A 26,117-nucleotide genomic window follows, 5' to 3' on the forward strand; every position below is an offset into this window, starting at 1 on the left:
CGGATCGGATTCGACGGACCGCGGCGCACAATATCTACCGGACAGGGTCGGATGCCCTCTGGCCCCTGCCCGGGGACGACGAACCAGATCTCCCTGGCCGCGATCCGGTCTACCATGACGCCATGTCCGCCCCGCATGTCGAGCGCCCCGACCTCCCGGAGTACATGACCTGGGAGGAACTCGAGCAACTACCCGAGGAAGTCGCGACGCAGATCGAACTGTGGGAGGGCCGGGTGGTGTGGTTGCGGCGCGGGCCCGCAGAACACCAGGCGTTCACCTTCGCACTGACCAGCGCGCTGAAACGCTGCGCACGTTCAGCGATGTCCGAACGACCGGAACGCTGCTGGCGCGTCGACTTCGAAACTAATGTCTTCTTCGGCGACCACGGTAAGTCCGATTTCGTCACACCGGATTTCGTGGCCTACCGCTGCCTCGACCAGCCGTACCAGGACATTCGCGCCGCCGATGCTCTCTTGGTCGGCGAGGTTCTCTCACCGTCCAACAAGCAAACCGATATCGAGGACAAGAAGGCGCGCTACGCCGGCGGCGGCATTCCCTGGTACTGGGAAGTGGAGCTCGCCCCACAGCGCAGCGAGATCGCCTTCGTACACGCCTACGCCTTGGAAACCACCCACGGCACCCTCCCACCGGGCGTGACTCCCCTGCACCAGGCCAACTACATCCTGGCGGGCAAATGGTCCCCCGCCGATTCCGAGGTGATCGCGATCGACTTCCCGTTCCCGATCGCCATTCCCTGGACCGAACTCGAATTCTGAGTCCTCGACGCGCTCTACCGCCGGGCGGGGACGTATCGACAGGGCGCAGGCGACGTAGTCGTCGTTACTGCTGACCCGTCACTCATCGGCGTCGGCCGTGGCGCGTCGATCACCTGTCGGCGAGGGTGAAGAACGCGCCTCGATCACTACGGACCTTTCCGTCCTTCATGACCAACAGGATGTTCTCGGGACGGCCGACCGCTTCGATGTCGTGCACCGGATCGCCGCGGACCACGACGATATCGGCGAGTTTGCCGGATTCGATGGTGCCGAGGCGGTCGTCCACGCGTGCCGGGCTGACGCGGTGCGCTCATGCCGGAAAGATGCACACCATGAGCGATCCCCGTGACTGGAACACCGAGGTCATCACCGAGTTCAGGGCCAACGAAGGCCGGGTGGGCGGCCCGTTCGAGGGCGCCCCGGTCGTTCTGGTCCATCATCGCGGCCGGCGCACCGGAAGGGAGCTGGTCAGTCCGATGATGTACCTGCCCGACGAGCACGAACCCGACCTCATCTACGTCTTCGCCTCAAAAGCCGGCGCGCCGACCAATCCAGACTGGTACTACAACCTGACCACTGCCGGGGAAGCCACGATCGAACGCGGCACCGAGACCTACCCGGTTACGGTCACCGAAGTCACCGGGGCACAACGAGATCGACTCTTCGCCGAGCAGGCGCGCCGCTATCCCGGCTTCGCCGGGTACGCCGAGAAGACTCGAGGCATCCGCACGATACCGGTACTTGCGCTCCGTCACGCCTGACCAGTGTGAATGTGACTGTGCCGCACCTACGATGAGGTCATGGCGTGTCCCTGGATCGACCGGCCGACCACGGCGAGTACATCTCGGATTCCGGACGGCCGGTAGCTCGTGCCCATAGGGATTGATATCAGGGATCGGAACCACCGACCGATCAGACCCGCTCCCGGAGTCGACGACAACCCCGGCGGCTGATGGGCGAGCGGCCTATACGGACGTTCTTACCTCGTGTGGACAGATTCGTGTCGGCGACGGCTGGGAATGTCCACTCAGGCCGGAACACGTGAAGGCACGGACTCATCGAGTCCGTGCCTTCACGTGCTATGCAGTTGAGAGCGCCCCTAGGGGCGCACGCTCACCAGGAGCTCTTGCGAACGCCAGGGAGCTCGCCGCGGTGCGCCATCTCACGCAGGCACACACGGCACAGGCCGAACTTGCGGAAGACCGCGTGCGGGCGACCGCACCGCTGGCAGCGGGTGTAGGCGCGGACCGCGAACTTCGGCTTGGCGTTGGCCTTGTTGACCAGTGCTTTCTTAGCCATGTGCTCAGTTCTCCTTGAACGGGAAGCCGAGGTGCTTGAGCAGGGCACGGCCTTCTTCGTTATTGGTCGCGGTGGTGACCACGGTGATGTCCATACCGCGCGGGCGGTCGATGGAGTCCACGTCGATCTCGTGGAACATCGACTGCTCGCTCAGGCCGAACGTGTAGTTGCCGTTGCCGTCGAACTGCTTCGGCGACAGGCCGCGGAAGTCGCGGATACGGGGAAGCGCGATGGAGACCAGGCGGTCCAGGAATTCCCACATGCGATCGCCACGCAGGGTGACCTTCGCGCCGATGGGCATACCCTCACGCAGCTTGAACTGCGCGATGGACTTGGTCGCCTTGCGGATCTCCGGCTTCTGGCCGGTGATCAGCTCGAGATCCTTGACCGCGCCGTTGATCAGCTTCGCGTCACGGGCGGCGTCGCCGACACCCATGTTCACGACGACCTTGACGACGCCGGGGATCTGCATGACGTTGGCGTAGTTGAATTCGCCGTTCAGCGCGTCCTTGATTTCCTCGCGGTAGCGCTGCTTCAGCCGGGGCTGGACCTTCTCAGAGGTGGTCATATCAGATGTCCTTCCCGTTCTTACGGGAGATCCGGACCCGCTTGCCGCTCTCCTCGTCGGCGCGGTAGCCGACGCGGGTGGGCTTGCCATCGGAGTCGATGATCATCACGTTGGACACGTGGATCGGAGCTTCCTGGGTCACGATGCCGCCCGAGGAGGCGCCGCGCTGGTTGGCGGAGTCCGCGACGTGCTTCTTGATCCGGTTCACGCCCTCGACGAGGACCTTGTTGGTCGCCGGGTAGGCCTGGATGACCTTGCCCTTGGCGCCCTTGTCCTTGCCCGAGATGACGAGAACGGTGTCACCCTTGTGCACCTTCATGTCAGAGCACCTCCGGAGCCAGCGAGACGATCTTCATGAACTTCTTCTCGCGCAGTTCGCGCCCGACCGGGCCGAAGATGCGGGTGCCACGCGGGTCGTTGTCCGGCTTGATCAGCACGGCCGCGTTCTCGTCGAACTTGATGTAGGAACCGTCCGGACGACGACGCTCTTTGACGGTGCGCACGATAACGGCTTTGACGACTTCACCCCGCTTGACGTTGCCGCCGGGGATGGCGTCCTTGACAGTGGCGACGATGATGTCGCCGATACCGGCATAGCGACGCGACGAACCGCCGAGCACACGAATGCAAAGGATTTCCTTCGCTCCCGTGTTGTCGGCGACGCGCAGTCGCGACTCCTGCTGAATCACTTCAGCCTCCTTGACCTGGACGTATAAGCACGCCGGATTGCCGACCCGACGGGCGTGGTCATGTCACCAACCGAACGCGCGCCTGCCAGCGGTTTCGACGTCACGAGCTCGGAAACTCGAACACCACCACTGGGGGTTCACGGCCGGATTGCGGGCACAGCTCCCGCAGGCAACCGGTCAAGCATAGGTGAAGGCCAAGGTCTGCCCAAATCGGGGTCAGACCTTCGCCTCGATCGGCCCCAGCGTCCAGGGACCGCTGCCTTGCAGCTCGAGGCGCTGGGTGTGGTGGCGGTCGACGGTACTGCGGTGGGCCACGCTGACCAGCACGGTTTCGGGCAGTTCGGTGCGGACGAGGGAGTACAGCGAGAATTCGAGACCCTCGTCGACGGCCGAGGTGGCCTCGTCGAGGAAGACGACCTTCGGCTTCAGCAGCAGTACCCGCGCGAACGCGATCCGCTGCTGTTCACCGGGGGACAGTTCCTTGGCCCAGTCGGCCTGCTCGTCGAGGCGGTCGACGAGATGGCCGAGGTGCACCTGGTTCAGCACTTCGCCGAGCCGCGCGTCGGACAGATCCTCCGGTCGGCCCGGGTAGGCGACGGCCGAACGCAGGTCGCCCAGCGGCAGGTAGGGGATCTGGGAAAGGAACAGCGATTCGGAACCGCCCGGGCGGCCGATCTCACCGTCGGCGTAGGGCCACATCTGGGCGAGTGCGCGCAGCAGGGTGGTCTTGCCGCTGCCGGAGGCGCCCTTGACCACGAGGGCGTCACCGGGGGTCAGGTTCAGGTTCAGATTGTCGATGAGGACGTCGCCGCCGGGTTTGCGCACGTCGATCTTCGTCAACCGGACCGCGTCGTCGAGTTCGGTGGCGGTGAGCGCGGGCAGTTTCCTCGACTCGCCCGCCGCGACGAGCAGGCCGTCGAGTCGGATCAGGGAGGCGCGGTAGGCGGCGAAGTCGTCGTAGGAGGTACGGAAGAACGACAGCGCGTCGTGGATCTCCCCGAAGGCCTGGGCGGTCTGCATCATGTCGCCGATCTTGATCTGGCCCGCGAAGAACCTCGGCCCCTGCAACAGGAAGGGGAACACCACGGCAGTCTGGCTCACCGCGAGGTTCCAGCCCTGGAACTTCAGGTTCCTGAACACGATCGACCAGTACGCCGAGATCACCGCGGCGAAGCGGCCGAGCAGTCCGCGCTGTTCGACGCCTTCACCCCGGTAGAAGGCCACATTCTCGGCGCTGTCGCGCAACCGCACCAACGCGTAACGGAAGTCGGCGGTGACGCGCTGGTAGAGGAAGTTCAACCGGATCAGCGGTCGGCCGATCCAGAACGCGACGAAGGTCGTGAGCAGCACGTAGATCATCACCAGGTACACCATCGCGCGCGGGATCTCGGTGTCGAGGATGGTGATCGGGCCGGACAGATCCCACAGGATCTTCGCGAAGGAGGCGATCGAGACCACCGCGTTCACCGCGCCCATCGACAGGATGCGCGAGGTCTGCACGAAATCGGTGATGTCCTGCTGAATACGCTGATCGGGATTGTCGATGGTGTTGTCGATGAACCGGGCGCGGTAGTAGGCGCGATCACGCAGCCAATCGACGGTGACCCGTTCGGTCAGCCAGACCCGCCACCGGATATCGAAGGCCTCGCCGAGGAAGAAGTAGAGCAGGGCGCGCACCACGTGCACGGTGGCCAGCACCGCGAACAGGATCATCGCGCTCCAGAACCCGTCACGCGCGATGTCGAGTGCGCCGGAATCATCCTTGGCCAGGGCCGCGGCGCCGTCCTGCAACGACGAATACATGTCGTTGTACCAGTAGGAGAACAGCACGTTCATGCGGACCGAGAACACCGTCATGAACAGCAGCGCCGCGACGAACAGCAGGGTGGGCACCGCGCCGCGGCCCTTGTAGAAATCCCCGGTGACCGACCAGAACTGGCGGCCCCATTTGGTGTAGCGGAAGACCAGCACCGCGACCAGCGCGAAAACCACCGCGGTGATCGAGAAAGCGAGGAGTATCCACTGCACCGACTCCCCGACCTCGTTGGCCCAATCCCTCGACGTCGTCACCCGAGCTCCCAATCCCACGATGCGGCAAAGCCCGCGCAGTCTAACCTGCGACCCCGCCGCGCGCGGACCGAGCGAGGACTGTGCGATCGGCGGCGCCGGGCCGGGTGGGGCCTAGGGTTTAGGCCATGCGCCGGGGTGATGTAGGCAGACGCGGGCGCGGCCGACAGCTACGCCGGACGGGACGCGACTACCCGGCCCCGAACCGAAAGACTGTTCGTGCCGTCGTGATCGCGGTGCTGGCCTGTGTACTCGCGCCGCACGTGACCGCGTGCACCATCCCGACCCGGGATGAGCGGCCGAACCCGGCACCGGTCACCGTCACCCACGCCTTCGGCGCCACCACCGTCACCGGGACGCCGAAAAATGTTGTGGCGCTCGGTGATCAATGGGTCGATGCCGCCCTCGCGCTCGGGGTCACGCCCATCGCACGGCTCGCGACGCCGCCAGGGGATCCACCGCCGTGGCGAACGGGCACGCTCGACGCCGCGCGACAGTTGGACGCGACAGGCGATCTGGCCGGGCAGATCGCCGCGCTGCATCCGGATCTGATTCTGCTCGACCGACTCGCCGCCGACCGCGCGACCTACGACGGTCTCGCGGCCCTGGCCCCGACGATCCCCCGCGACCCGGCCGTGTCATGGCGCGAGGAGATCACGATGCTCGGCACAGTGCTGCGCGAGACGGAGCGGGCAGCGGATTACCTCGCCGATTACGACACGAAACTCACCGAAGCGGTTCGAGCCAATCCTGGTCTCGCCGGAAAGACCTACGCGGCAACGTGGTTGGCGAGCGACGCGCAACTGTTCGCGCTCACCGAGCCGAGTGCGGTCACGGGCGAGGTGTTCACCCGCCTCGGCCTGCGCCTTCCCGACACCCTCACGACCCGCCCCGCCGCCCAGGGGCACGTGCTGCTGTCCCCGGACGACCTCGCCCAGGTCGGGGCCGATCTCCTACTCGCCGGTCACTCCCCCGGCCTCGACGCGACCTACCGCGGCCTGCCCGGTTACGCCGACCTCGCCGCGACCCGAAGGAACGCGGTCGTCTTCCTCAGCGCCGAGGAGATCGCCGCGATGGAACAGCCGACCGCGCTGTCGGCGGTCCATCTACTGGACACGCTGATACCGGTGCTGCCTTCTGTAGCCGAGTAGCTCAACGACAAAGAGAGAACCGGAGATGACAGGCATGACTTCGAGGGGTCCAAGCGGATCGTGGCGCGCTTCTGGATCGACACTTTCCTGACTGAAGGCAACCTGGTCGCCGCCGTCGGCGGTGTCGATGCCGACGGGCAGGCGAGCCGCTTGATCTGGCTGGTCCGAGTGTCGGAGGGCCGCATGGCCGAGATGTGGACTTATCACGGCAGCTGAATCGCGGCAAGACGCCCGAATCAGCGCACGGGGACCGGGTCTGCCGCGCGTTCGGCGGCCTCGGCGAGTTCCTCGTCCTCCTCGTGCACATATTCATCGCCCGCGAACCACGAGGCGACGGCCGCCAGGAGCATCATGACCGCGGCGGCGAGGAAGACGACCACCAGTCCGGAGTGGAAGGGTCCGGTGAGCAGGTGCGGGAAGAATTCCTGCCCGGTCAGCACCTCGGCATCGACGCCGGGCTTATTCAATTCCCCCGAGGGGCCGAGCAATTCCTCGATCGGGTTGAAGCCGAGGAACGCGGCGAACATGCTGGCCACCGGTGGCATTCCGGCCAGTTCCGAGGCGGCTGCCGCCGAGACGCCCTGGGCGCGCAGGCCCTCGTCCAGCGCGGAGGGAAGGCTCGCCGCGAGGCCGACGACCATGAGGGAGAAGAAGGCTCCCATGGACAGGGCGTTGCCGCCGTTGAACAGGGTGCCGCGCATACCGGAGGCGGCGCCGCGCTGCGAGGCGGGCACGCTGGACATGATGGCGGCGGTATTGGGCGAGAAGAACAGTCCGCTGCCGACACCGTTGACCAGGATGATCAGGGCGAAGACCCGATAGTCGAAATCCACCGGGATGACGAGCAACATGATGAAGGTGGCGCCGGTGAGCAGTGCGCCGCCCGTGGTGAACAGGCGCGATCCGTAGCGGTCGGAGAGCCAGCCCGATATCGGCCCGGCGGTGAGGAATCCGACGGTCAGCGGCAGCAGGTAGATACCGGCCCACAGCGGAGTGGTCTCGAAGTCGTATCCGTGCAGCGGCAGCCAGATGCCCTGCAACCAGATGATCAGCATGAACTGCATGCCGCCGCGACCGATGGAGACCATCAGATTCGAGAAGTTCCCGAGCCCGAACGCGCGATTGCGGAACAGCGCGAGATTGAACATGGGTTGCGCGACCCGTTTTTCCACCACGCAGAACGCGGCGAGCAACGCGAGACCGCCGATGACGGAGCCGAGCACGAAGGGGCTGGTCCAGCCGGTGGCGTGGCCGCCGTGCGGCTGGATTCCGTAGGTGATGCCGGTGAGCAGCGCGGTGAGTCCGAGGCCGAAGGTGAGGGTGCCCGCCCAGTCCAGCGAGCCCGCGCTGCGGACTCCGACCTCGTGCAGCGAGCGATAGGACCAGACCGCGCCGATCACGCCGATCGGGACGCTCACCCAGAACACCGCGCGCCAATCCCATTCCGACAGCACGCCGCCGATGAGCAGGCCGAGGAATGATCCGGCCACCGCGGCGACCATATTGATGCCGAGTGCGGTGCCGCGCTGATTCGCGGGGAAGGCGTCGGTGAGGATCGCCGAGGAATTGGCCATCAGCATGGCGCCGCCGACGCCCTGCACAACGCGCCAGACGATGATCCACATCGCGCCCGCCCCGCCGTGGCACGGATCGAAGGACAGGGCGACCGCGCAGATCGCGAAGACCGCGAACCCGAGGTTGTAGATCTGGACCCGTCCGTAGATATCGCCGAGTCGGCCGAACATGACCACGAGGACGGCGGTGGCGAGCAGGTAACCCATCAGCATCCACAGCAGATAGCCGACATTGCCCGCGTCGAGCGGGTTCAGGCCGACGCCGCGGAAGATCGCGGGCAGCGAGATCAGCAGGATGGACGAATTGATCGCGGTGAGCAGCACGCCGAGGGTGGTGTTGGTCAGGACGATCCACTTGTAGCGCGGATGATCGCGGTCGTAGCGCAGCCGACGCCGGATGGTCTGGACATCGCCCAGGTCGAGATCGGTGGATGAAGTCGTCACGGCAGCCCCTCGGAGAATTTACTTCGGCAAACAATATAGTTAGCTGACGTAACGATCAAGTGGCAATCCCAACCTGCGGACACCCCTTCGTCGGAGCGGAATAGATAGGTTAGGCTTCGCTGACTTGCCCTGACGGCCCCGAGCCGAGTCGGGGACGTACTCGACCAGATCGGCTCGATCAGCGGAGGTTAGCGGCATTGTCTGCCGTCACATATCCCGACCAGACCAGATTCGCGCTGCGTGCCGGAGTCACCTGCCTGACCACACCCGCGGGTGCGGTACTGCTGAACCCGCCGCGTAACGAGAAGTTGACCGGCCTCACCGCAGGCCAACTCCAGGCGCTCAAAACCCTCAACCGGGGTCCGGCGACGGTCACCGAAATGTCGGCGGGGGCGGACGGAGCCGATGTCGCGGGTCTGATGGATCGACTCGCCGACGCGGGCTGGCTCGCGGTCACGGTCCGCGACGGCGGACGCGATCTCTACACGATCCGTCCGTTCGGCCGGCCCGCCCCGCGCCCGACGACTCCGCCACGCTGGTCCGCGACGCTGTCCAAATTCGCCGTGCTGCACCGGGATTCGGAGGGTTTCGTCCTCGAACACCCGCGCGGCTGGTGCGATCTGCGGATTCACGACCCACGACTGCTCGCCCTGCTCGACGGGCCGGGCGCGGCCGACGCCACTGTGCCGATCGCCGTCAAATCGCAGTTCGCCGAGGATCTGCACTGGTGCGGATTCCTGGTTCCCGACGCGGACGCGGAGGATCGCGACTTCGCCACCCGCAGTTGGAGCGCGCCCGATCTGTGGTTCCACCGCCGCAGCACGCTCGGCGAACGCACCGTCACCTGGGAGCATTTCGGCCCGACCGCATGGGGTAGGGGGCAATTCCCTCAGCCGACGGCCCGTAAGCCGAACTACCCCGGCGAGCCGATCGCGCTGCCGGCACCGGATCTGGCCGCCAAGCGCGTCGAGGACCCCAGCCTCACCGCCGTCCTCGAAGATCGGGTGTCGACCCGCGCTTTCGACGACGCGCGTCCGATCACGCTGGAGCAGTTGGCCGAATTGCTGTATCGCACGGGACGGACGCGGGGCACCCGGTCCGTCGGCGAAGGCGAGGAACTCCTCTCGCGGCCCTACCCCTCCGGCGGCGGCGTCTACGAACTCGAGCTCTACCCGGTGGTGCGCACTGTCGCCGGGCTGGAACCCGGTATGTACCACTACGATTCGTTCGATCATGTGCTGCGACCGGTCGCCGCCGCGGATTCACCCGCGGTGACGCGGCTGTTGACCTCGACACGGGCGACGCTGGCCGACGGCGCCGATCCGCAGGTGCTGCTCGTCATGGCGGCGCGCTCCGGCCGGATCATGTGGACCTACGAGCAGGTGGCCTACTCCGTCATCCTCAAACATGTCGGCGTGCTGACGCAGACCATCTACCTGGCCGCGACGGCCATGGGTCTCGGCGCGTGCGCGCAGGGTTTCGGCGATACCGCGGCCTTCGTCGCGGCAGCCGGGGTCGACGAACTCAAGGAGTGCAGCGTCGGAAGCATCATCATCGGTTCCCCCGCGCCGCGCTGAGTCGCGGCGACCGATGCGCGTCGAAGTAGGCGCGTTTGGCCTCAGGCCACCGGCGCGCCATGTTCAACAGATAGCGCAGTTCCACGTCGTGGCGGTCGGCGGACTCGTCACCCGGATAGGCGACGAGTCCGATCTCTGTACTGCGCACGATACGCAGTGTGTCACCGCGGATGTCGTCGTGGCCGTCACCGTCCGCGTGCCTGCGCAGATGCAGCAGCGCGTCACGAATCTCGATCGTCATCCGGTACCGGCGCTGGGCCGGAGCGCGGCGGCGCGCTTCGTCGGGCGCCATCGCGATATGCGGAACCGCCGCGGTGAGATCGGTCCACAGCGGAGCCAACCTGCGGCAGTCCCTGCTCTCGCGATCCCACCCGAACCACACCACGGCCATTCGCACCAAGGGAATCGCGAGCAGTGCCGTGATGACGGCGAAGAAGGCGAATCCGCTCAGCGCCCAACCCTTTCCCGGATCGTCCGGCGGAAGCCCCAAGCGGTATCGCACGAGCAGGATCGGCGCATAACACATCCAGAAGACCGCGACGCAGATCAGCGAGCAGTAGGCGATCCGTTCAGCGAGGGGAGTATCGGCGGAACGGATCTCACGGATACTCGCGCGCATGAGGCGGAATCCGGACACCGCGAGCGGCAGACAGGACGCGGCGGAGCAAGCGCTGTGCCAGCGCGACGAAACGTCGACGGACGTCAGATGCAGAACGACCGATGCGTTGATCAGCACGGTGAGCACCGACACGCTCAGGGCGACCAGATCGTATCGGCGCTGACGCAGGCGGGCCTCCTTCGGATCCGCGCCGTCGAGCATCCGCGCGACACCGTAGAGCGCGCTGGCGGTGAACAATCCGGCGATCCCGCCGAGGTGCGTGACGATGATCGGGACAGCGGGCCGCGTCGCCACGACCGCGATGAGCATTCCGATCCCGGCCAGCCCCAACGCTCGGTTGATCAGACGGTCGGTCACGTTGTCGTGCAGGAATATCCACCGCAACGCAGCGACCAGGATCGCGAACCCGGTGATCAGCACCACCGGAACGAGCGGGACCGCCGTCATGCCCGCGTCTCCCGGCGGGAGGCTGCCTCGATATCGTCTCCGGCCGGATCCCTCATGGGTCGAAGATAGGCGCGTTCGACTCCAGGCGGGTCTCCGGGTCGACACCGGCGACCGCTCTCACGCCTCGGCCAGAATCTCCTCATCGGTCATCGCCGCGACCTCCAGGTAGAGGCGCGCGACCGCGGCAAGCCGTTCCGGGGCGCCCCGATCGGCTTCCCGCTTGCCGAGCCGCTCGGCCAGACTCGCCACGGTGCGCGTCGCGAAGATATCCGCGACAAGCGCGTGGTCGACCTCGAGCCATTCCCGCACCCGCGCGATGACGGTGGTGGCCAGCACCGAATCGCCGCCGAGGCCGAAGAAATCGTCGTGCACGCCGACCGCGTCGACTCCGAGCGCCCCGGCGAAGATATCGGCGAGCGCGGCCTCGAGATCGTCGCGCGCGGCGCTGTTCTCGATCTCGCCCGCACCCGGTTCGAGTAGCGCGACCACGGCCCTTCGGTCCAGTTTGCCGTTATCGGTCAGCGGCATCTGCGTCACGACTTCGACCCTGGTCGGAATCATGTAGCCGGGCAGCAGATCCGCCACGGCGGCGGTGATGTCGCCGATATCGTCGGTGTTCCCCGCTATGGCGGCAACCAGTTTCGGTGCGCCCGCGCCGACGACCGCCGCGACGGCGTGGCGCACCCCCGGTACGGTGCGTAGCGCGCTCTCCACCTCACCGAGTTCGACCCGGTAGCCGCGGATCTGCACCTGATGGTCGGCGCGACCGAGGAATTCGATGGTGCCGTCGGGCCAGTACCTGGCGATATCGCCGGTCCTGTACCAGCGGATACCCTCGTATTCGACGAAACGCTCGGCGGTGCGCTCGGGATCGTCGCGGTAGCCCGCGGCGACATTCGCTCCGCCGACCCAGAATTCACCGGGCACCCAGTCGGGGCAGTCCCGGCCGGACTGCGAGACGACCCGGCATCGCACATTGCGCAGCGGAATACCGAACGGCACCGTCGCCCAGTGCGCGGGCGGTTCGCCGACGACCTCGCAGATAGTGTTGTGGATGGAGGTCTCGGTGGCCCCGCCCAATCCGGAGAACCGGCAGCCGGGCACCTGCGCGGCCAGCCTGCGGGCCAGATCAGCGCCGACCCAGTCGCCGCCGAGCGTGACCGCCCGCAACGAATCGCCCAGTCGGTCGCCGCCGATCTCCAGAATCATGTCGAGCATGCTCGGCACGCAGTTCAGGATCGAAACCCGGTGCCGGCGCAGCAGTTCCACCCAGGTCGTCGCTTCGGCGCGCTGGGCGGGGTCGACGGCGACCACGGAGCCGCCGACGGCGAACATGCCGAACATGTCGTAGACCGACGCGTCGAATTCCAAGGCGGACAGCGCGAGTACCCGATCGGCGCTGCCGACCTCGAACCATTCGTTCACCGCGTCGATGGTGTTCATCGCACCGCGGTGCGGCACGTCGACGCCCTTGGGCACGCCCGTCGAACCGGAGGTGAAGATCACGTAGGCGATCGCGTCGGTCTCGGGGAAGACGGGGGCGGCGAGCGGCCGTGGATAGTCGCGTACGGCCTCGATGGACAGGCACGGGATCGGCACGTCCATATCCGCGCCTGGCGTCGTCAACGCGGCGACGATCGCGCCGGTGCGCAGGATTTCGGCGCGCCTGCCGACCGGCTGATCGAATCCGATCGGCACGTAGGTCGCGCCCGCCGCGAGCACGCCGAGGACTGCGAGGATCTGGTCCGGCCCCTTCGGCAGTTGGACGGCGACGGCATCGCCGGGCCGTACCCCCTCCGCCCGCAGCGCACCGGCTACGGCGAGCGCGCGTTCCGCGAGTTCGCCGTAGCTCCAGCCCCCCGCGTCGGTCCCGAGTCCCCACACCACGGCGGGCGCGTCGGGATCGGCTGCGGCGTAGTCGAACAGACCCTGGTGCAGGCAGCGGCCGCTCACCGGGCCGTCGGTCGCGTTGACCGCGGCCCTGACCTCGGCCTGATCGACCGGCAACCGCACGGCGGCCTGCGCGTTCCAGCCCGCGTCGCCGTCGCCGAGCCGTCCGATCGCCCTGGTGTACCGGGCGAACATGGCCTCGACCATGCCCGCGGGGAATGCCGATTCGCGGACGTCCCAGTTGAGCAGCAGTCCGCCGCGCACCTCGGTGACCTGGGCGTCCAGCAGGACCTGCGGGCCCTGGGAGATGATCCACACCGGGTCGCCGAACGTCTCGGTGACCCGCTCGGCGAACAGTTCGCCCAGATTCAGCGCGCTGGTGTAGACGACGGGGGCCAGCACCGGCTCGCCGCGATACCTGCCGAGATCGCGCAGCACCTCCAGCCCGGAATAGGCAGTGTGCGCGCCGCTTTCGTGCATGGTCCGCTGTAGCGCCCTGGCCCTGTCGGCCACCGTCATATCCTCGCTGACATCGATCTCGAGCATGATCGATGAGGTGAAATCGCCTATCACCCTGTCGATTTCGGGATGGACCGGTTCACGGTGGAACAGCGGGACGTTCAGCAGGAAACGATTCCGCGCCGACCAGCCTCCGATGGTCTCCGCGAATACCGCGGCCAGGGCGATCGCCGGGGTGAGACCCCGCTGATGGGCCGCGGCGCGCAGGCGCCGTGTGGCCTCGGGCCCAAGCCAATGGTCGTAGCGGACGGTGCGATGGGGCTCGGCGCGCTCGCCGACCGGGACGGTCGGAAGTTCGAGTGCGCCCGGCAGTTCCGGCATCCGCTGCTGCCACCACCGGCGGTCCCGATCGCGTGCGGCGTCGCTGTCCCGGCGTTCGGTGCGGTAGCGCCGGTAGGTGTAGCCGGGGGCCGACACGGTCGCGCCGTGGTACAGCTCGGTGAGTTCGGAGATCAGGACCCGGTAGCTCATCGCGTCACCGGCCAGCATGTCGACGTCGAGATGCAGGCGGGTGCTGTTCTCCTCGCGCAGGGTGAGCGTGATGTCGATGACCTGACCGTCTTCGATGGCGAGGCGCTGATGGGTTTTCCTGTCGCGCAACTCCAGCAACGCCGCTTCGGCCGCCTCGGGCGTCTGTCCCCGCACATCCACGACGGCGAAGACGGGCCTGCCCGGTCGGGGCATGGTCTGCTGCGTGCCGTCCGGCAGGAATCGGGTGCGCAGCATCGGATGGGCGGCGACCAGGTCGGCCGCGGCGCGCTCGAGCCGCACCGGATCGATACGGCCACCGTCGAATTCGACGTAGAGATGGGCCGCGACGCCGCCGAGTTCCTGTTCGTCGGAGCGCCCGATCCAGTACGCGTGCTGCATGGTGGCCAATGGGAAGGGCGCGTCTTCGGCATCGGGTTCGGCGGTCGGTGATTCCCCGACGGGCTCGGGCTGCGCACCGGCCGCGTCGGCGTTGAGCAGATCGTGCCAGGACGCCACCGATGGACTGGCCGCGAGCTGGGCGAAGTTGATATCGGCTCCGCGTTTGCGCCAGCCGCCCGCCAATTTCATCGTGCGGATCGAGTCAAGACCCAACTGGATGAGGTCGTCGTGATCGGCGAAATCGCCCGCGTCGATACCGAGTTGGCCCGCTACCGCGGCCCTGATCTCCTCCTTGCCGATGCCGATGCCGATGCCGACCTCGCCGCCGCCCGACTGCCGTGTCGACTCCATGCCGCTCTCACTCCTTACCTGTCGCCGCATCCGGCGGATCGAGTCTGCTCAGTGGGCGAATGCCGAGGAAGACCCGCTGGTCGAGCATGGCCACCGGATGGTCGGCTTCCGGCAGCACCAGTTCCGGTGTGAAACCGGATGCCACCAGCTGTTCGCGCCATTCGTCCTCGGTCAGGAAGATCCGGTCGGTGCCCGCCCGTACGTCGGTCAGGCCCGCGTGCGGCTGATCGCTACCCGGCGACATCAGGAAATGCACCGAGGTCAGCTGTTCGCAGTGCGCGTGGCAGGTCTCGATGACGACCACCGCGCCACCGGGATTCAGCAGATCGTGCAACTGCCCCAGGGTCACCCCGATGTCGTAGGCGTTGTGCAGCACATTCGCCGCGATCACGATGTCGTAGCGCGGCTGATTTCCCAGATCCGCGTTCATATCGACGAGTCCGAAGCGCATCCAGGGATAGTCGGCGAACCGGCTCTTGGCGGCCTCGAGGAAGAAGGTGGACACGTCGGTGAAGTGGTACTCGACCGGCAGCCCGGACAGTGCCGCCGTGACATCGTCGGTGGTCCCGCCGATTCCCGCGCCCAATTCCAGGATGCGCACCGGCGATCGGTCGCCGCGCAACCCGTCGACGAGGTCGGCGACCGCCCGGCCCGCCGCCAGATTCAGGTAGCGGCTGCTGAGGTTGTCGCGGTAGGCGGCCTCGGCGGTCGTCATATCCCCGTTGGGGAACAGCAGCTCCTGCAATCGCATCGTGTCACTGGCGAGTTCGGTCAGGTGGTCGTCGGATGCCTGGAGGAAGGTCGCCAGTGGTCGCGAATAGCCCAGGTCGGCGCATACCTCCACGAGATCCTGCCTGGCGGGCTCCCGCACCGGCCCCGCATACCGGTAACCGCGATCCGAATCGCCCTCGACGCTGCCGTGCGCGGCCAGCGCCCGCAACCATTGCCGCAGCAGCCAGCGGTGACGCGGCGCGAATTCCATGCGCGCCGCGATATCGTCCACGGTGCGAATATCGCTGCCGGACAACGCGGGTTCGACCGCTGCCAGCATGGCGCGCAATCCGAACAGATCGATATCCTCGCGTGCCGAGCGGAACCTACCGGCATCGAAATCACTCGGAATCGCGTGCTGGGCAGCCTGTTTCGCCCTGGCGATGCGAGCGACCGAACTCACCGCCGCTCCCTTCGGCAGGGTTTCCACCACGGGCGCGGACCGCGTCGGTGGCGCGACCTCGGTGACGACCGTGTGTGCCGCGGCCCCGCCGTCCCGCTCGGTCTCGATGAGCCGCACGACATCATCGAGCGATGCCCCTCCGATGAGATCGGCTACCGGCAGATCGGTGCGGAACGCGCTCTTGACGCGCCTGCGCAATTCGAGGGCCTGCAGGGAATCCAGACCGATGGCGACCAGCGGCTTGGTGTTATCGATCGTGTCGAGATCGTCGGCTCCGATGATCTCGGCGAGCAGTCGCGCCATCCGGCCAGGTACGTCCGCCTCGGCCGCCGCCGGGGCCGCATCCGCGGCACCGGGTGTGGGGGCGTCCGGCGTGTCCAACCCGGACAGCAGCGGACCGTAGCCGAACGCGCCGAGAACCGTACGCCCGCGATCCCAATCGAAGGCGGCGACCGCGGCATTGCCGCGCACACCGCCGAGACCGAGTGCGATGGCGTCGGCCGAGGCCATCGGAAGATAGCCGACCTCGGCCAGTTTCGCGATGTCGGCGTTACCCCTGCCCTCGAAGACCGCCCACTGTCCCCACTGCACCGAAACGCACGGGAGACCTTCGGCCAGCCGGTGGCGCGCGAACGCGTCGATCATCCGGTTGGCCGCGGCGTAGACGACGGTGCCGCGTCCGCCGAGCGAGGCGGCGAGCGAGGAGCACAGCACAATCCGGCACTCGTCGGCCCTGGTCAGCGCGTTCAGGATATTCGCGATACCGGCGACCTTCCCTGACATGGCCTGTTCGACATGTGCGTGGGTGATCTCCGCGAGTTCGAGTTCACCGATGGCCGAATTGTCGGCCGCCGCGTGGATGATGAGCTGCGCGGGCGCGTCCCCGAGCCGCTCGGCCAGCCGCGCGACGGACGCGGCGTCACCGATATCGCACGGCACGACCGTGACCTCGGCCGAACCGAGCGCGCGAATCCCGCGCAGTCGTCCCGTGACCGCCTCGGTTTCGCCCGACCTGCTGACCAGGGTGACGCGCCGGGCCCCCTGACGAACCACGTGCTCGCAGAATTCCAGACCGAGACTGCCGGTGCCGCCGGTGATGACGACATTCTCCGGCGTGGACGGCCCGCTCAGCGCGCACCGATCGGCTTCGACGAGCCGCTTGGCGTAGAGATTGCCCTCGCGCAGCGCCAATTCCGGCTCCGCCACCGTATGCAGGGCGGTGACGACCGAGGCAGCCGCCGCCGAATTTGTTTGTCCCGCAAGGAGATCCAGATGCCGGAACGCGACGGACGGGTATTCCGCTCCCACCGAACGGAATCCTGCTGCCACCGCGGCGTGCACCGGGTTCGGCGGCGCGTCCTCGGGTAGGACGGCCTCGCCGCCGACCGTGAGAAGCCAGTATTCGGTCACCCCCGCGTCGGGTTTGACCCACCAGCGCCTCGCGCCGAAGAATTCCGCGATCTCCGAGATCGCGGCGGGCCCCTCCAGATCGGGCAGGGTGGGTAGCAGGACGACGATGGTGTCGATATCGCCGCCCCCCGCACCCGCTTCGATATCGAGCATCCGCCCGACCAGACCCTGATTCGTCGCGTAGTCGACCAGCGCGGCGGCCAGTTCGGCGCTCGTACCGGTGTGATCGACGATGCCGAGCGCACGCGGCGCGGTCATCGAACGCCGCACGAGGCGGACCCAGTCCTCCTCGAGCAGTTGCGGAACCTGGCCGGTCCGCACCGGCACGACCGGGTCCGGCCGCGCGGGGACGACCCGTGTCCGCGCCCCGGCGTCGGCGCCAGCTCTGGCGTTGCCGAGGGTGACATCGTGGGGAAGCCACAGCGTCATCTCGTTCATCCGCACATTCGGGAAATCCGACAGCGGCAACGGGACGGGGGCATCGGATTCGACGCGAAGACTCTCCCAGCGGTAATTCAGGTCGTTGACCGCCAAGACCGCGAGATTCCTGGTGAATTCGGCCAGATCGGTCGCCGTCCGGCTGGACGTGCCGCACACCAGGGTGGCGCGATCGCTCGCACACACGGCGAGGTTCTCCTCGACGGCCAATTGCAGCGTCGGATGTTCGGCGAGTTCGACGAAGGTATCGACTTCGCGCGTGACGGCGGCGGCGATGGCCCGATCGAATCGGACCGGATTGCGCAGATTCCAGAACCAGTACTCGTCGACCGGAAGGTCGGTGGTGATCGCATCGCCGAGAGTCGCGCCGAGACAGTCGATATCGCTGTCGAGGAAGTGGGCGTTCGCCAACCGGCTGTGCACGGCCTCGCGGATGACATCGCGGAATTCGTTGAGCAGACCGGTGTGCGCCGGGTAGCGGACCTTGATGACACGGGCGAAACGGCCGCGTGCGGCGAGAACGTCGACCACGGCCCGCACGGTGTCCCGATCACCGGAGATTCCCACCATGCGCGGCGAATTGACCACCGAGACCTGGGCCCAACCGGACTGGCGGGCGAGCACGTCCTCACATTCGTCGCGGTCGGCGGCGACGACGGCCATGGCGTATCGGTCGGAACCGATCGTGTCGACGGCGTGCGCCCTGGTTCCGACGACGACGATCGCATCGGCGAGGGTCATGGTCCCGGACAGGTAGGCCGCGGCGATCTCGCCCTGGCTGTGACCGACCGTGGCATGAGCCTCGATGCCGACCGAACGCCACATCGCGCCGAGCCCGACCATCTGCACGAACAGCGCGGGTTGCACGATCCGGGCGGCGTCGTCGTCGTCGGCGGCGGCGTGGGCGTCGGCGTCGGCGTCGGCGGCGGCGGCGAGCAGGTAGGGCAGCGGCGATTCGCCGAACTGATCGCGGAATATCGCGTCGCAGCGGTCGGCCTCCGCGCGGAACGCGGGCACCAGGTCGTAGAAGAGTCTGCCCATGCCGGGGCGCTGGGTGCCCTGGCCGGGCAGCACGTAGGCGAGTCGATGCGCGGCGGCGGGTTCGGTGGTGGCGACGACAGCCGGATGGTCGAATCCCGCACGCACCGCGGCCAGCGCCGCGACGAGATCGTCTCGATCGTTCACCATCAGCAGGGCGCGGTGCCGTCGCGCGATCCTGGTGCGCAACAGCATGTCTGCCACCCGATCCGGGGTGAGCTTCGGGCGATCCGACACGTAGGAGAAGATGGCCGCGGCCTCGTCGCGCAGCGTGCCAGGCGTATCCGCCGACAGCAGGACCGGAATCGAACCGTCGGGCAGTCGATAGCTAGAAATCGTCGTTCTCCTCACAAACGGGCATCGCGATGATGGCGTGCGCGTTGGATCCCCCGGCGCCGAAGGAGGACACCGCGCCGTAGCGGACGCCGTTCGTCGGTTCCCACGGCTCCAGTTCCTTCGCCAGCCGCAGACTCGACCGCTCCCAATCCACCCGCGTGGTGGGATTGTCGGCGAACAGCGTCGGCGGAATCGTGCCATTCCTGCCCGCGAGCAGCAGTTTGACCAGTCCGAGCATGCCCGCGGCGGCCTGCGCGTGACCGGCATTGGATTTCACCGAGCCGAGCAGCGGCTCGGAACCCGCCATGCCGTAGGTGTTCTGCAATGCGACGAGTTCGACCGGATCACCGGCGCGGGTGGCCGTGCCGTGCCCCTCGATCAGGCCGACGACGGCCGGATCGATGCCCGATTTCTCGATGGTCCTGCGGATCAACCGTTCCTGTGCGTCGGTGCGCGGCACCAGAATCGGTTTGCCCTTGCCGTTGTGATTGTGATGGGAGCCGAGGATCCGGCCGTAGATCCGATGTCCGAGCCGCCGCGCCCTCGACTCGCGTTCGACGATGACGATGCCGGCGCCCTCACCCCACAGCGTGCCGGTGGCGTCCTCGGCATAGGACCGGCAGTGACCGTCGGTCGACAGGGCGTTGTGCTTGGAGAATTCGTAGAAGGCCATCGGCGAGCCCATGACGCAGACCGCACCCGCCAGCGCCCATGCGCAATCACCGTCGCGCACGGCGGCGGCGGCGAGATGAACGGCGGTCAGGGATGAGGCGCAGGCCGCGTCGACGGTCATCGAAGGACCGGTCAGTCCGAGGCAGTGCGACACCCGGCCCGCGACGCTCAGCAAGCCGTAGCCGATGGTCCGAACACCGGTGTACTCGTTCACTTCCGAGGCGAGCGGACCGTATTCCATCGGCGAACACCCGATGAAACATCCGGCGTCCTCGCCCGCGAGCGCACCCGGATTGATTCCCGAATTCTCGAGCGCTCGCCACGCCACCCGCAACGCCACGCGCTGCTGCGGATCCGTCGCGATCGCTTCGCGGTGGCCGATTCCGAAGAATGCCGGGTCGAATTCCGCGGCGTTGTCGAGGAATCCGCCCGCGTCGCTGACGTGACTCCAGCCTTCGAGATCGGAGACCGACAGCAGATCCTCGACCGGCCAGCCGCGATCGCGGGGAAATGGTCCGATCAACTCCTCGGACGCCGCCAGCGCGGACCAGAACGATCCGGGACTGTCGACACCACCGGGCGCCTCGATGGCCATACCGGAAATGACGATGTGGTCGACGTCATGCGCCGTTGCCGATGGCACCGCTGATCCTCTCGAGCTCATACCGGCGATCCGGGGCGGGCCTGTTCGGCGAGCAGCTCCGCGATGGCCTCGACGTGGTTGTGCAGATAGAAATGCCCGCCCTCGAACATGGTGACCTCGACATCGTCGCCGTGGCGATGCCATCCGTGCAGATCGGCCATCGACACGATCGGGTCCCGATCGCCGCCGATGGCGTGGATTCTGGTCCCGACGCGCACCGTCTCGGGGCACCGGTAGGCCTCCGACGCGCGGTGATCGGCCTTGATGGCCGGCAGCGACAGCCGCATGATCTCGCGGCTGGCGAGGACATCGGAATTGATGCCCTCGAGCATTGCGAGGTGATCGAGCAGTTCGTCGTCGTCTTCCGGTGTCGGCTTGCGATATCGGGCGCGCGACGGCGCCACCGCGGCCGAAATCGTGAGCTGCCGTACGTCGATGCCCGCGGCGAGCGCGAGTCTGACGAATTCGAAGGACACCAGTGCGCCCATGCTGTGCCCGAACGCGACGATCGGCACGTCACGGTTGTATCCGGACAGACGGAATTCAGCGAATGCCCCGGCGGCGATATCCGGCAGCGAGGTCAGTGCCGGTTCGCCGGCGCGATCTTGACGTCCGGGATATTGGAAGATGATGACGTCGTAATGCGCGCTGAATGCTTTGGAGAGTGTGCGATACGCGGACGCGCCCGCACCCGCGTGCGGAAAGACCAGCAACGGCAGCCGCTCGGGTGAATCCGGCTTGTGAAACTTCCTTATCCATCCCGGTTTGTGCTGCATAGTGCTACCCACTTTCGAAACTCCCGCCGACAACTACAGCGGAAGCGAATCCGCGAACCGTTCGATACATGTGCCACCGCAGCAGGTTCCGACTGCTTAGGTAAGGCTACCGTAACTTACTCTAGATCGAGTGCGTCGGTCAGCACCGCGACACTGCGATCCCAGAGTCCGGTCATGCGCTCGATCTCCCGCTCGGTGAACAGTGCCGAACTCCAGCGCCACGTCGTCGCCAGTCGCGGCCCGTCCTCGGCGGTGTGGACCGCGGCGATGAGACCGAGCGAATAGCGCAGCGGCAGATCGGGTTCCGGCGCGATCGGCATGGCTCCCGTCAGCGCGGGATCGGTGCGCATCGACCACGGCCGGTCGGCCGGTCCGGCGAGGTCGACCCGGCCGAGGTAATTGAATTCGACCTGGGGTTCGTTGGTTCCCGACAACTCGGGGATGCCGAGCACCGACCGCAACAGCCCGTAGTCGAGGCCCTGCTCGGGCACGGACGCGATATGCGCGACAACGGAATCCAGCAGAGTACGGGCCAGTTCTGGATCGGCCTCTGCGCTTTCCACGTCGATCGCGGCGGGGCCGGCACCGAGCCGGACCGGATAGGTGGCCGAGAACCAGCCCACCGTGCCCGAGGTATCCGCCCCGAGGATGGCATCGGCGCGGCCGTGGCTCTCCAACCCGATGAGCGCGCCGCCGTCGTGCTCCTGGCCGCGCTCGCGCCGCCAGGAGACCAGTGTCATCGTCAATGCCGAAAGCAGGAACTCGCGAATGCCGTCGGACCTGGTCAGCGCCCGCATGATCCGCGCGGTCGTCGGCGCGGGGACCTCGGACGAGGTGAGCCGCAACGCGGCCCACGTATCGGTCTGCTCCGGTTTGCGCTGTCCGACAGCGGGATCGGGACCACTCACCTGCTCGACCCAGTAGTCGCGCTGGGCAAGTACTCCGGGTTCGTCGGCCCGCTGCCACATGAGCTGACACCAGCGACGGTACGAGGTGGGTTCGGCGAGCGCCTTCGGCACCGCGCCCGCCACCACCTGTTCCCACGCCGCGGCCAGATCTGCCAGCAGAATGCCCCAGGACACCACGTCCACCGCGAGATGATGGATGGCGAGCAGCGCGATGTCGCCCCCCGGCGCGCCCCGGAACCACACCGCCCGCACCATCTTCGCGGCGGCGGGGTCGAGATCGTCCAGCGCGGCGCGACCGGCCGAGGCCACTACGTCACCGAAAGTATCGGCGGGACCGCTGAATTCGACTCGGGTGAGTATATCCGCGGCGGCCACCGACCCCGCTTCGCTGGTGACCAGACGCGGACCGTCGGCGGTGTCGTCGAGCCGGGATCGCAAGGTGTCGTGCCCGTCGAGCATCGCCTGCAACACCGCTTCGAGATCGGCTGTCGACATCGCGTCGGGCAGGGTGAGCAGGATGTGCTGGGCCAGTCTCCGGAATCGGGGCTGACGGTACATCCAGGTGACGATCGGCAGCGGCAGTACCTGGCCGTAGTCCTCGGCGCTCGCCACACGCGCCGTCACCGCGCTCGCCCCGCTGTCGACCGCGGCGGCCAGATCACGAATGGTCGGCGCGGCCAGCACCATGCGCACGTCGATCGCGATGCCGTGCCGACGCGCCTTGTTCACCAACGAGATCGCCACGATGCTGTCCATGCCGAGGGCGAAGAAATCGTCTTCCACGCCGGGGGCGCGTCCGTCGAAGACCTCGGTGAGCACCGCGGTCATGGTGCGCTCGGTCTCGGTAACCGGCTGCGCCGAGGCCGACGAACCGTCACCGGTGAGTGCGCGTTCGGCGAGGACGGCGAGTTCGCGCACATCGAGTTTGCCGTTGGCGTTCACCGGGAGTCGGGCCAGCACCACCAGCCGAGCGGGAATCATGTACGCGGGCAGGCGATCGGCCAGCGCCGAGCGCAGACCGACCGGATCGGCGGCACGGCCCGGTTCGCACACCACGAAACCGACCAGGGAGACCGCGTCGCCGCGCCGCACCACGGTGGCCGCGGCTCCCGCGATTCCCGGCAGGGTCCGCAGGGCCGTTTCGACCTCGCCGATTTCGATGCGGTAGCCGCGGATCTTCACCTGATCGTCGGCCCGCCCCAGATAGGCCAGGTTGCCACCGGGCAGGCGGCGCACCAGGTCGCCGGTGCGGTACATCCGCCGTCCGTCCGCGCAAGGGTCGGCGACGAAGCGGCCCGCCGTACCGGCCGGGCGTCCGGCATACCCGCGCGCCAGCTGCGGACCGGCGAGATACAGTTCACCGACCACGCCGACCGGGGCCGGGCGCAGCCGCGAATCCAGCACGTACGCCGACGTTCCCGCGGTCGGCTGCCCGATCGTCGGCGCCTCGAGACCAGTAGCCCCCGGTGCGGTGATATCGGCGACGACCGCCTCGACGGTCGTCTCGGTCGGGCCGTAGCAATTGTGCACGGCGACATCGGGCAGGGCGCGCAAGCGACTCCACAGCTGGGTGTCGATCGCCTCGCCGCCGAGGGCGAGCACAGCGGGCGGACGCTCGAGCAGTCCCGCCGCGGCCAGCTGCCGCACCATCGACGGCGTCGTATCGATCATGTCGATCCCGTGCCGGATCATCCCGTCCACCAGGCGTTGCGCGTCCCGCATGGCCGCCTCGTCGAACAGGTGGATGCCGTGGCCGTCGAGCAGACCGACCATCGGCTGCCACGAGGCGTCGAAACTCAGCGACCAGGCGTGCGCGATCCGCAGCGGACGCCCGAGCCGGGCCACCGCGGGCCGGTACACCCGTTCCCGGTGATCGGCGAAGTAAGCGACAAGGGCCGCATGGGAATTCACCACGCCCTTGGGCTCGCCGGTCGATCCCGAGGTGAAGATGATGTAGGCGCTGTGCGCCGGATTCCGCACCACCGAGGACAATTCGGCGGGCCGGGCGGCCGTGCGCTCGGCGAGATCGGGATCGTCGAGGTCGAGCGCGGTGGCCGGGTCGAGATCCGTGCCGTATCCGTCGCAGACCAGCACCAGTTTCGGCCGCGCCTGGCGCAGGATGGATTCGACGCGGGCCTCGGGCAGCGCCACATCCACGGGCACGTAGGCGGCGCCTGCGGCGAGTACGGCCAAGACGGCGATGATCGCGCGCTCACCGCGCGGCAACGCGATGGCGACGACATCTTCCGGCCCGACGCCGCGCGCGAGAAGTTCACCGGCCAGCTCTCGGACCCGCTCGCCCAGCTCCCGGTAGGTCAGCCTCGAGGTGTCCGTGCTGAGCGCGATCGCGTCGGGGGTCGCGGCGACCTGACGTTCGAACAGGTCGAAAATCGTCGCGGCGCGATCCCGCGGCACCTCGGCAGTGGTGTCGAACAGGCGTGATTCGGCGCGCACCGCCTCCGGCAGTACGTCGAGATCGTCGGTGGGCAGTTCGGCGGAATCGGGCAGCCGACGCAGCACGGACAGCATGGCGGCCCCGATATCCTCCGGCAGGTACGGCACCGATTCCCGCATTGCCTCGACCACGACGGCCACTTCGTCCTCGTGCAGGTGGGAGACGACGGTGAGCGGGTAGTGCGTCAGATTCTTGGCCATCATCGGCCGGAAGGTGACCCCTCCGACGGTATTCGCCCCGACCGCGTCGTCCATGGGCGCGTTCTGGAAGACGAACATCGTGTCGAACAGCGAGCTGTAGCCCGCCGCGCGCTGCACCGAGGAAAGGCTCAGATACCCCACATCGCGCATGGCCGCCGATTCGCGCTGTAGCCGAACGCATTCGGCGGCGATGGGGGCGCGGGGATCTATCCGGAATACCACGGGAATGGTGTTCAGGAACAGGCCGATCATCCGCTCGACGCCCGAGATCTGCTCCGGGCGTCCAGTGACGATCGTGCCGTAGACGACATCGTCGCGATCGGTGAGACGCGAGAGCAGGATCGTCCAGGCGAATTGCACCGCCGAATTCAGCGTGAGCCCGTGCCGCCGCGCCCAGTCGCGCAGCCGGGCGGTGTCCGCGGCGGGCAGGATGAAGCGGGTGACCTCGGCGGTCGCCGACGACGCGCCCCTGGCGATACCCATGCCGGTGCCGCCGTCGGCGATCATCAGCGGTCCGCTCAATCCACCCAATTGCTCGGCCCACCACTGCTTGGCCGCCGACATATCCTTGGCGCCGAGCCAGCCGATGTAGTCGCGGTAGGGCCGCACCGGCGGCAGCGCGTCGGCCGCTCCCCCTGCCAGATACAGTGCGCGCAGCTCACCGAAGAGCAGTCCGAGCGACCATCCGTCCATCAGGATGTGATGGATCGTCATGATCAACCGCCACCGCGCGGTGCCGTCTTCGTCGGGCGGCAACGTTACGAGCGTCGCCCGCAGCGACGGTCCCCTGCCGAGGTCGAACGGACTACTCAGCTCCTCGGCTTCGACCGACTCCAGGTCCGCCGGCCGCGCCGTGCGTTCGGCCCACGGGAGTTCGACCCGGCGCGGCACGATCTGAACCGGCGTGGGCACATCGCGATCCCAGAACACCGCGCGCAGATTCGGGTGACGCCGCAGCAGTGTCTCGAGGCAACCGCGCAGCAGTGCGGCGTCCAGCGGTCCGGCGATATCCACGACGAACGGGATGGTGTAGACGTCGCGCCCGTCCCCGGTCAGCTGGGACAGCGAGAACAGGCCCTCCTGCAATGGGCTGAGCGCCAGCACATCCTCGATCTCCGCAATGGCCTCACTCATACCGCTCTCCTGACTCGCTGCTACCTCCGCCGAAAGGCTAGGCTTGCCTAACTTATTGTGATGGTAGCCCACACCGACCCCGAGATATCCAC

General features: G+C 67.4%; 18 protein-coding genes and 1 pseudogene. 5 read left to right on the top strand and 14 right to left on the bottom strand.

Annotation, left to right across the window (positions count from 1 at the left end; translation table 11 throughout):
• The first annotated feature begins 122 nt into the window (after positions 1-122).
• Entirely contained in the window at positions 123-776 is a 654-nt protein-coding gene (locus ABZS43_RS08475) for a Uma2 family endonuclease (protein WP_355035165.1), read from the top strand.
• Positions 777-885: 109 nt separating this feature from the next.
• Here ABZS43_RS08475 and ABZS43_RS08480 read toward each other — a convergent pair whose 3' ends face one another.
• Entirely contained in the window at positions 886-1,062 is a 177-nt protein-coding gene (locus ABZS43_RS08480) for an amidohydrolase family protein (protein ID WP_355035166.1), read from the bottom strand.
• Positions 1,063-1,108: 46 nt separating this feature from the next.
• Here ABZS43_RS08480 and ABZS43_RS08485 point away from each other — a divergent pair, with 46 nt between their 5' ends.
• Positions 1,109-1,537 (top strand): nitroreductase/quinone reductase family protein, encoded by a 429-nt coding sequence (locus tag ABZS43_RS08485; RefSeq protein ID WP_355035167.1) that lies wholly within the window; start codon positions 1,109-1,111, stop codon positions 1,535-1,537.
• Between the two features lie 352 nt (positions 1,538-1,889).
• Here the strand turns inward: ABZS43_RS08485 and ABZS43_RS08490 are convergent, their stop codons facing one another.
• The 5 genes from ABZS43_RS08490 to ABZS43_RS08510 all read right to left on the bottom strand — a co-directional run bounded on the left by ABZS43_RS08490 (position 1,890) and on the right by ABZS43_RS08510 (position 5,402).
• On the bottom strand, positions 1,890-2,075 hold the full coding sequence (locus tag ABZS43_RS08490; protein ID WP_355035168.1) for a type Z 30S ribosomal protein S14: 186 nt from the start codon (positions 2,073-2,075) through the stop codon (positions 1,890-1,892).
• 4 nt (positions 2,076-2,079) lie between these two features.
• A complete protein-coding gene (rplE, locus tag ABZS43_RS08495) occupies positions 2,080-2,643 on the bottom strand; it encodes a 50S ribosomal protein L5 (RefSeq protein WP_355035169.1) in 564 nt (187 codons plus the stop codon).
• A gap of 1 nt (position 2,644) precedes the next feature.
• Positions 2,645-2,962, bottom strand: coding sequence for a 50S ribosomal protein L24 (rplX, locus tag ABZS43_RS08500; protein ID WP_355035170.1), 318 nt, complete (start codon positions 2,960-2,962; stop codon positions 2,645-2,647).
• Between the two features lies 1 nt (position 2,963).
• Entirely contained in the window at positions 2,964-3,332 is a 369-nt protein-coding gene (gene rplN / locus ABZS43_RS08505) for a 50S ribosomal protein L14 (protein WP_355035171.1), read from the bottom strand.
• A gap of 216 nt (positions 3,333-3,548) precedes the next feature.
• On the bottom strand, positions 3,549-5,402 hold the full coding sequence (locus ABZS43_RS08510; RefSeq protein WP_355035172.1) for an ABC transporter ATP-binding protein/permease: 1,854 nt from the start codon (positions 5,400-5,402) through the stop codon (positions 3,549-3,551).
• Between the two features lie 125 nt (positions 5,403-5,527).
• Between ABZS43_RS08510 and ABZS43_RS08515 the strand changes: the two genes are divergently transcribed.
• Together ABZS43_RS08515 and ABZS43_RS08520 are read left to right on the top strand one after the other, a co-directional pair.
• Positions 5,528-6,550 (top strand): ABC transporter substrate-binding protein, encoded by a 1,023-nt coding sequence (locus ABZS43_RS08515; RefSeq protein ID WP_355035173.1) that lies wholly within the window; start codon positions 5,528-5,530, stop codon positions 6,548-6,550.
• A gap of 60 nt (positions 6,551-6,610) precedes the next feature.
• Positions 6,611-6,766, top strand: coding sequence for a hypothetical protein (locus ABZS43_RS08520; protein WP_355035174.1), 156 nt, complete (start codon positions 6,611-6,613; stop codon positions 6,764-6,766).
• A gap of 20 nt (positions 6,767-6,786) precedes the next feature.
• Here ABZS43_RS08520 and ABZS43_RS08525 read toward each other — a convergent pair whose 3' ends face one another.
• On the bottom strand, positions 6,787-8,568 hold the full coding sequence (locus ABZS43_RS08525) for an MFS transporter (protein WP_355035175.1): 1,782 nt from the start codon (positions 8,566-8,568) through the stop codon (positions 6,787-6,789).
• 197 nt (positions 8,569-8,765) lie between these two features.
• Between ABZS43_RS08525 and ABZS43_RS08530 the strand changes: the two genes are divergently transcribed.
• Positions 8,766-10,145, top strand: a complete 1,380-nt coding sequence (locus ABZS43_RS08530) for a SagB family peptide dehydrogenase (RefSeq protein ID WP_355035176.1) — start codon at positions 8,766-8,768, stop codon at positions 10,143-10,145.
• Here ABZS43_RS08530 and ABZS43_RS08535 read toward each other — a convergent pair.
• The 7 genes and pseudogenes from ABZS43_RS08535 to ABZS43_RS08565 all read right to left on the bottom strand — a co-directional run bounded on the left by ABZS43_RS08535 (position 10,120) and on the right by ABZS43_RS08565 (position 26,025).
• Entirely contained in the window at positions 10,120-11,211 is a 1,092-nt protein-coding gene (locus ABZS43_RS08535; RefSeq protein WP_355035177.1) for a DUF6545 domain-containing protein, read from the bottom strand. The genes ABZS43_RS08530 and ABZS43_RS08535 overlap by 26 nt on opposite strands.
• 117 nt (positions 11,212-11,328) lie before the next feature.
• Entirely contained in the window at positions 11,329-14,841 is a 3,513-nt protein-coding gene (locus ABZS43_RS08540) for an amino acid adenylation domain-containing protein (RefSeq protein WP_355035178.1), read from the bottom strand.
• A gap of 7 nt (positions 14,842-14,848) precedes the next feature.
• On the bottom strand, positions 14,849-15,892 hold the full coding sequence (locus tag ABZS43_RS08545) for a class I SAM-dependent methyltransferase (protein ID WP_355035230.1): 1,044 nt from the start codon (positions 15,890-15,892) through the stop codon (positions 14,849-14,851).
• A 237-nt stretch (positions 15,893-16,129) separates the two neighbouring features.
• A pseudogene (gene nbtC, locus ABZS43_RS08550) lies at positions 16,130-19,195 on the bottom strand (nocobactin polyketide synthase NbtC); the annotation flags it as partial.
• Between the two features lie 34 nt (positions 19,196-19,229).
• Positions 19,230-20,573 carry a polyketide synthase gene (locus tag ABZS43_RS08555; protein ID WP_355035179.1) on the bottom strand — a complete coding sequence of 448 codons (1,344 nt, stop codon included), beginning with the start codon at positions 20,571-20,573 and terminating at the stop codon, positions 19,230-19,232.
• Entirely contained in the window at positions 20,570-21,328 is a 759-nt protein-coding gene (locus ABZS43_RS08560) for an alpha/beta fold hydrolase (RefSeq protein ID WP_355035180.1), read from the bottom strand. Before ABZS43_RS08560 ends, ABZS43_RS08555 begins: the two co-directional genes overlap by 4 nt.
• Before the next feature lie 116 nt (positions 21,329-21,444).
• The gene (locus ABZS43_RS08565; protein ID WP_355035181.1) at positions 21,445-26,025 is read right to left on the bottom strand and encodes an amino acid adenylation domain-containing protein; all 4,581 of its coding nucleotides are present in this window, start codon (positions 26,023-26,025) and stop codon (positions 21,445-21,447) included.
• Positions 26,026-26,117: the final 92 nt, after the last annotated feature.

This window comes from Nocardia sp. NPDC005366, assembly GCF_040606855.1.
Taxonomy (GTDB): domain Bacteria; phylum Actinomycetota; class Actinomycetes; order Mycobacteriales; family Mycobacteriaceae; genus Nocardia.

What these genes read in the sequence shown, in the direction of transcription:
- ABZS43_RS08475 (WP_355035165.1), top strand. Translation starts at nt 123, where the DNA reads ATGTCCGCCCCGCATGTCGAGCGCCCCGACCTCCCGGAGTACATGACC.
- ABZS43_RS08485 (WP_355035167.1), top strand. Translation starts at nt 1,109, where the DNA reads ATGAGCGATCCCCGTGACTGGAACACCGAGGTCATCACCGAGTTCAGG.
- ABZS43_RS08490 (WP_355035168.1), bottom strand. Translation starts at nt 2,075, where the DNA reads ATGGCTAAGAAAGCACTGGTCAACAAGGCCAACGCCAAGCCGAAGTTC.
- rplE (WP_355035169.1), bottom strand. Translation starts at nt 2,643, where the DNA reads ATGACCACCTCTGAGAAGGTCCAGCCCCGGCTGAAGCAGCGCTACCGC.
- rplX (WP_355035170.1), bottom strand. Translation starts at nt 2,962, where the DNA reads ATGAAGGTGCACAAGGGTGACACCGTTCTCGTCATCTCGGGCAAGGAC.
- ABZS43_RS08515 (WP_355035173.1), top strand. Translation starts at nt 5,528, where the DNA reads ATGCGCCGGGGTGATGTAGGCAGACGCGGGCGCGGCCGACAGCTACGC.
- ABZS43_RS08535 (WP_355035177.1), bottom strand. Translation starts at nt 11,211, where the DNA reads ATGACGGCGGTCCCGCTCGTTCCGGTGGTGCTGATCACCGGGTTCGCG.
- ABZS43_RS08540 (WP_355035178.1), bottom strand. Translation starts at nt 14,841, where the DNA reads ATGGAGTCGACACGGCAGTCGGGCGGCGGCGAGGTCGGCATCGGCATC.
- ABZS43_RS08545 (WP_355035230.1), bottom strand. Translation starts at nt 15,892, where the DNA reads ATGCTGGCAGCGGTCGAACCCGCGTTGTCCGGCAGCGATATTCGCACC.
- ABZS43_RS08555 (WP_355035179.1), bottom strand. Translation starts at nt 20,573, where the DNA reads ATGAGCTCGAGAGGATCAGCGGTGCCATCGGCAACGGCGCATGACGTC.
- ABZS43_RS08560 (WP_355035180.1), bottom strand. Translation starts at nt 21,328, where the DNA reads ATGCAGCACAAACCGGGATGGATAAGGAAGTTTCACAAGCCGGATTCA.
- ABZS43_RS08565 (WP_355035181.1), bottom strand. Translation starts at nt 26,025, where the DNA reads ATGAGTGAGGCCATTGCGGAGATCGAGGATGTGCTGGCGCTCAGCCCA.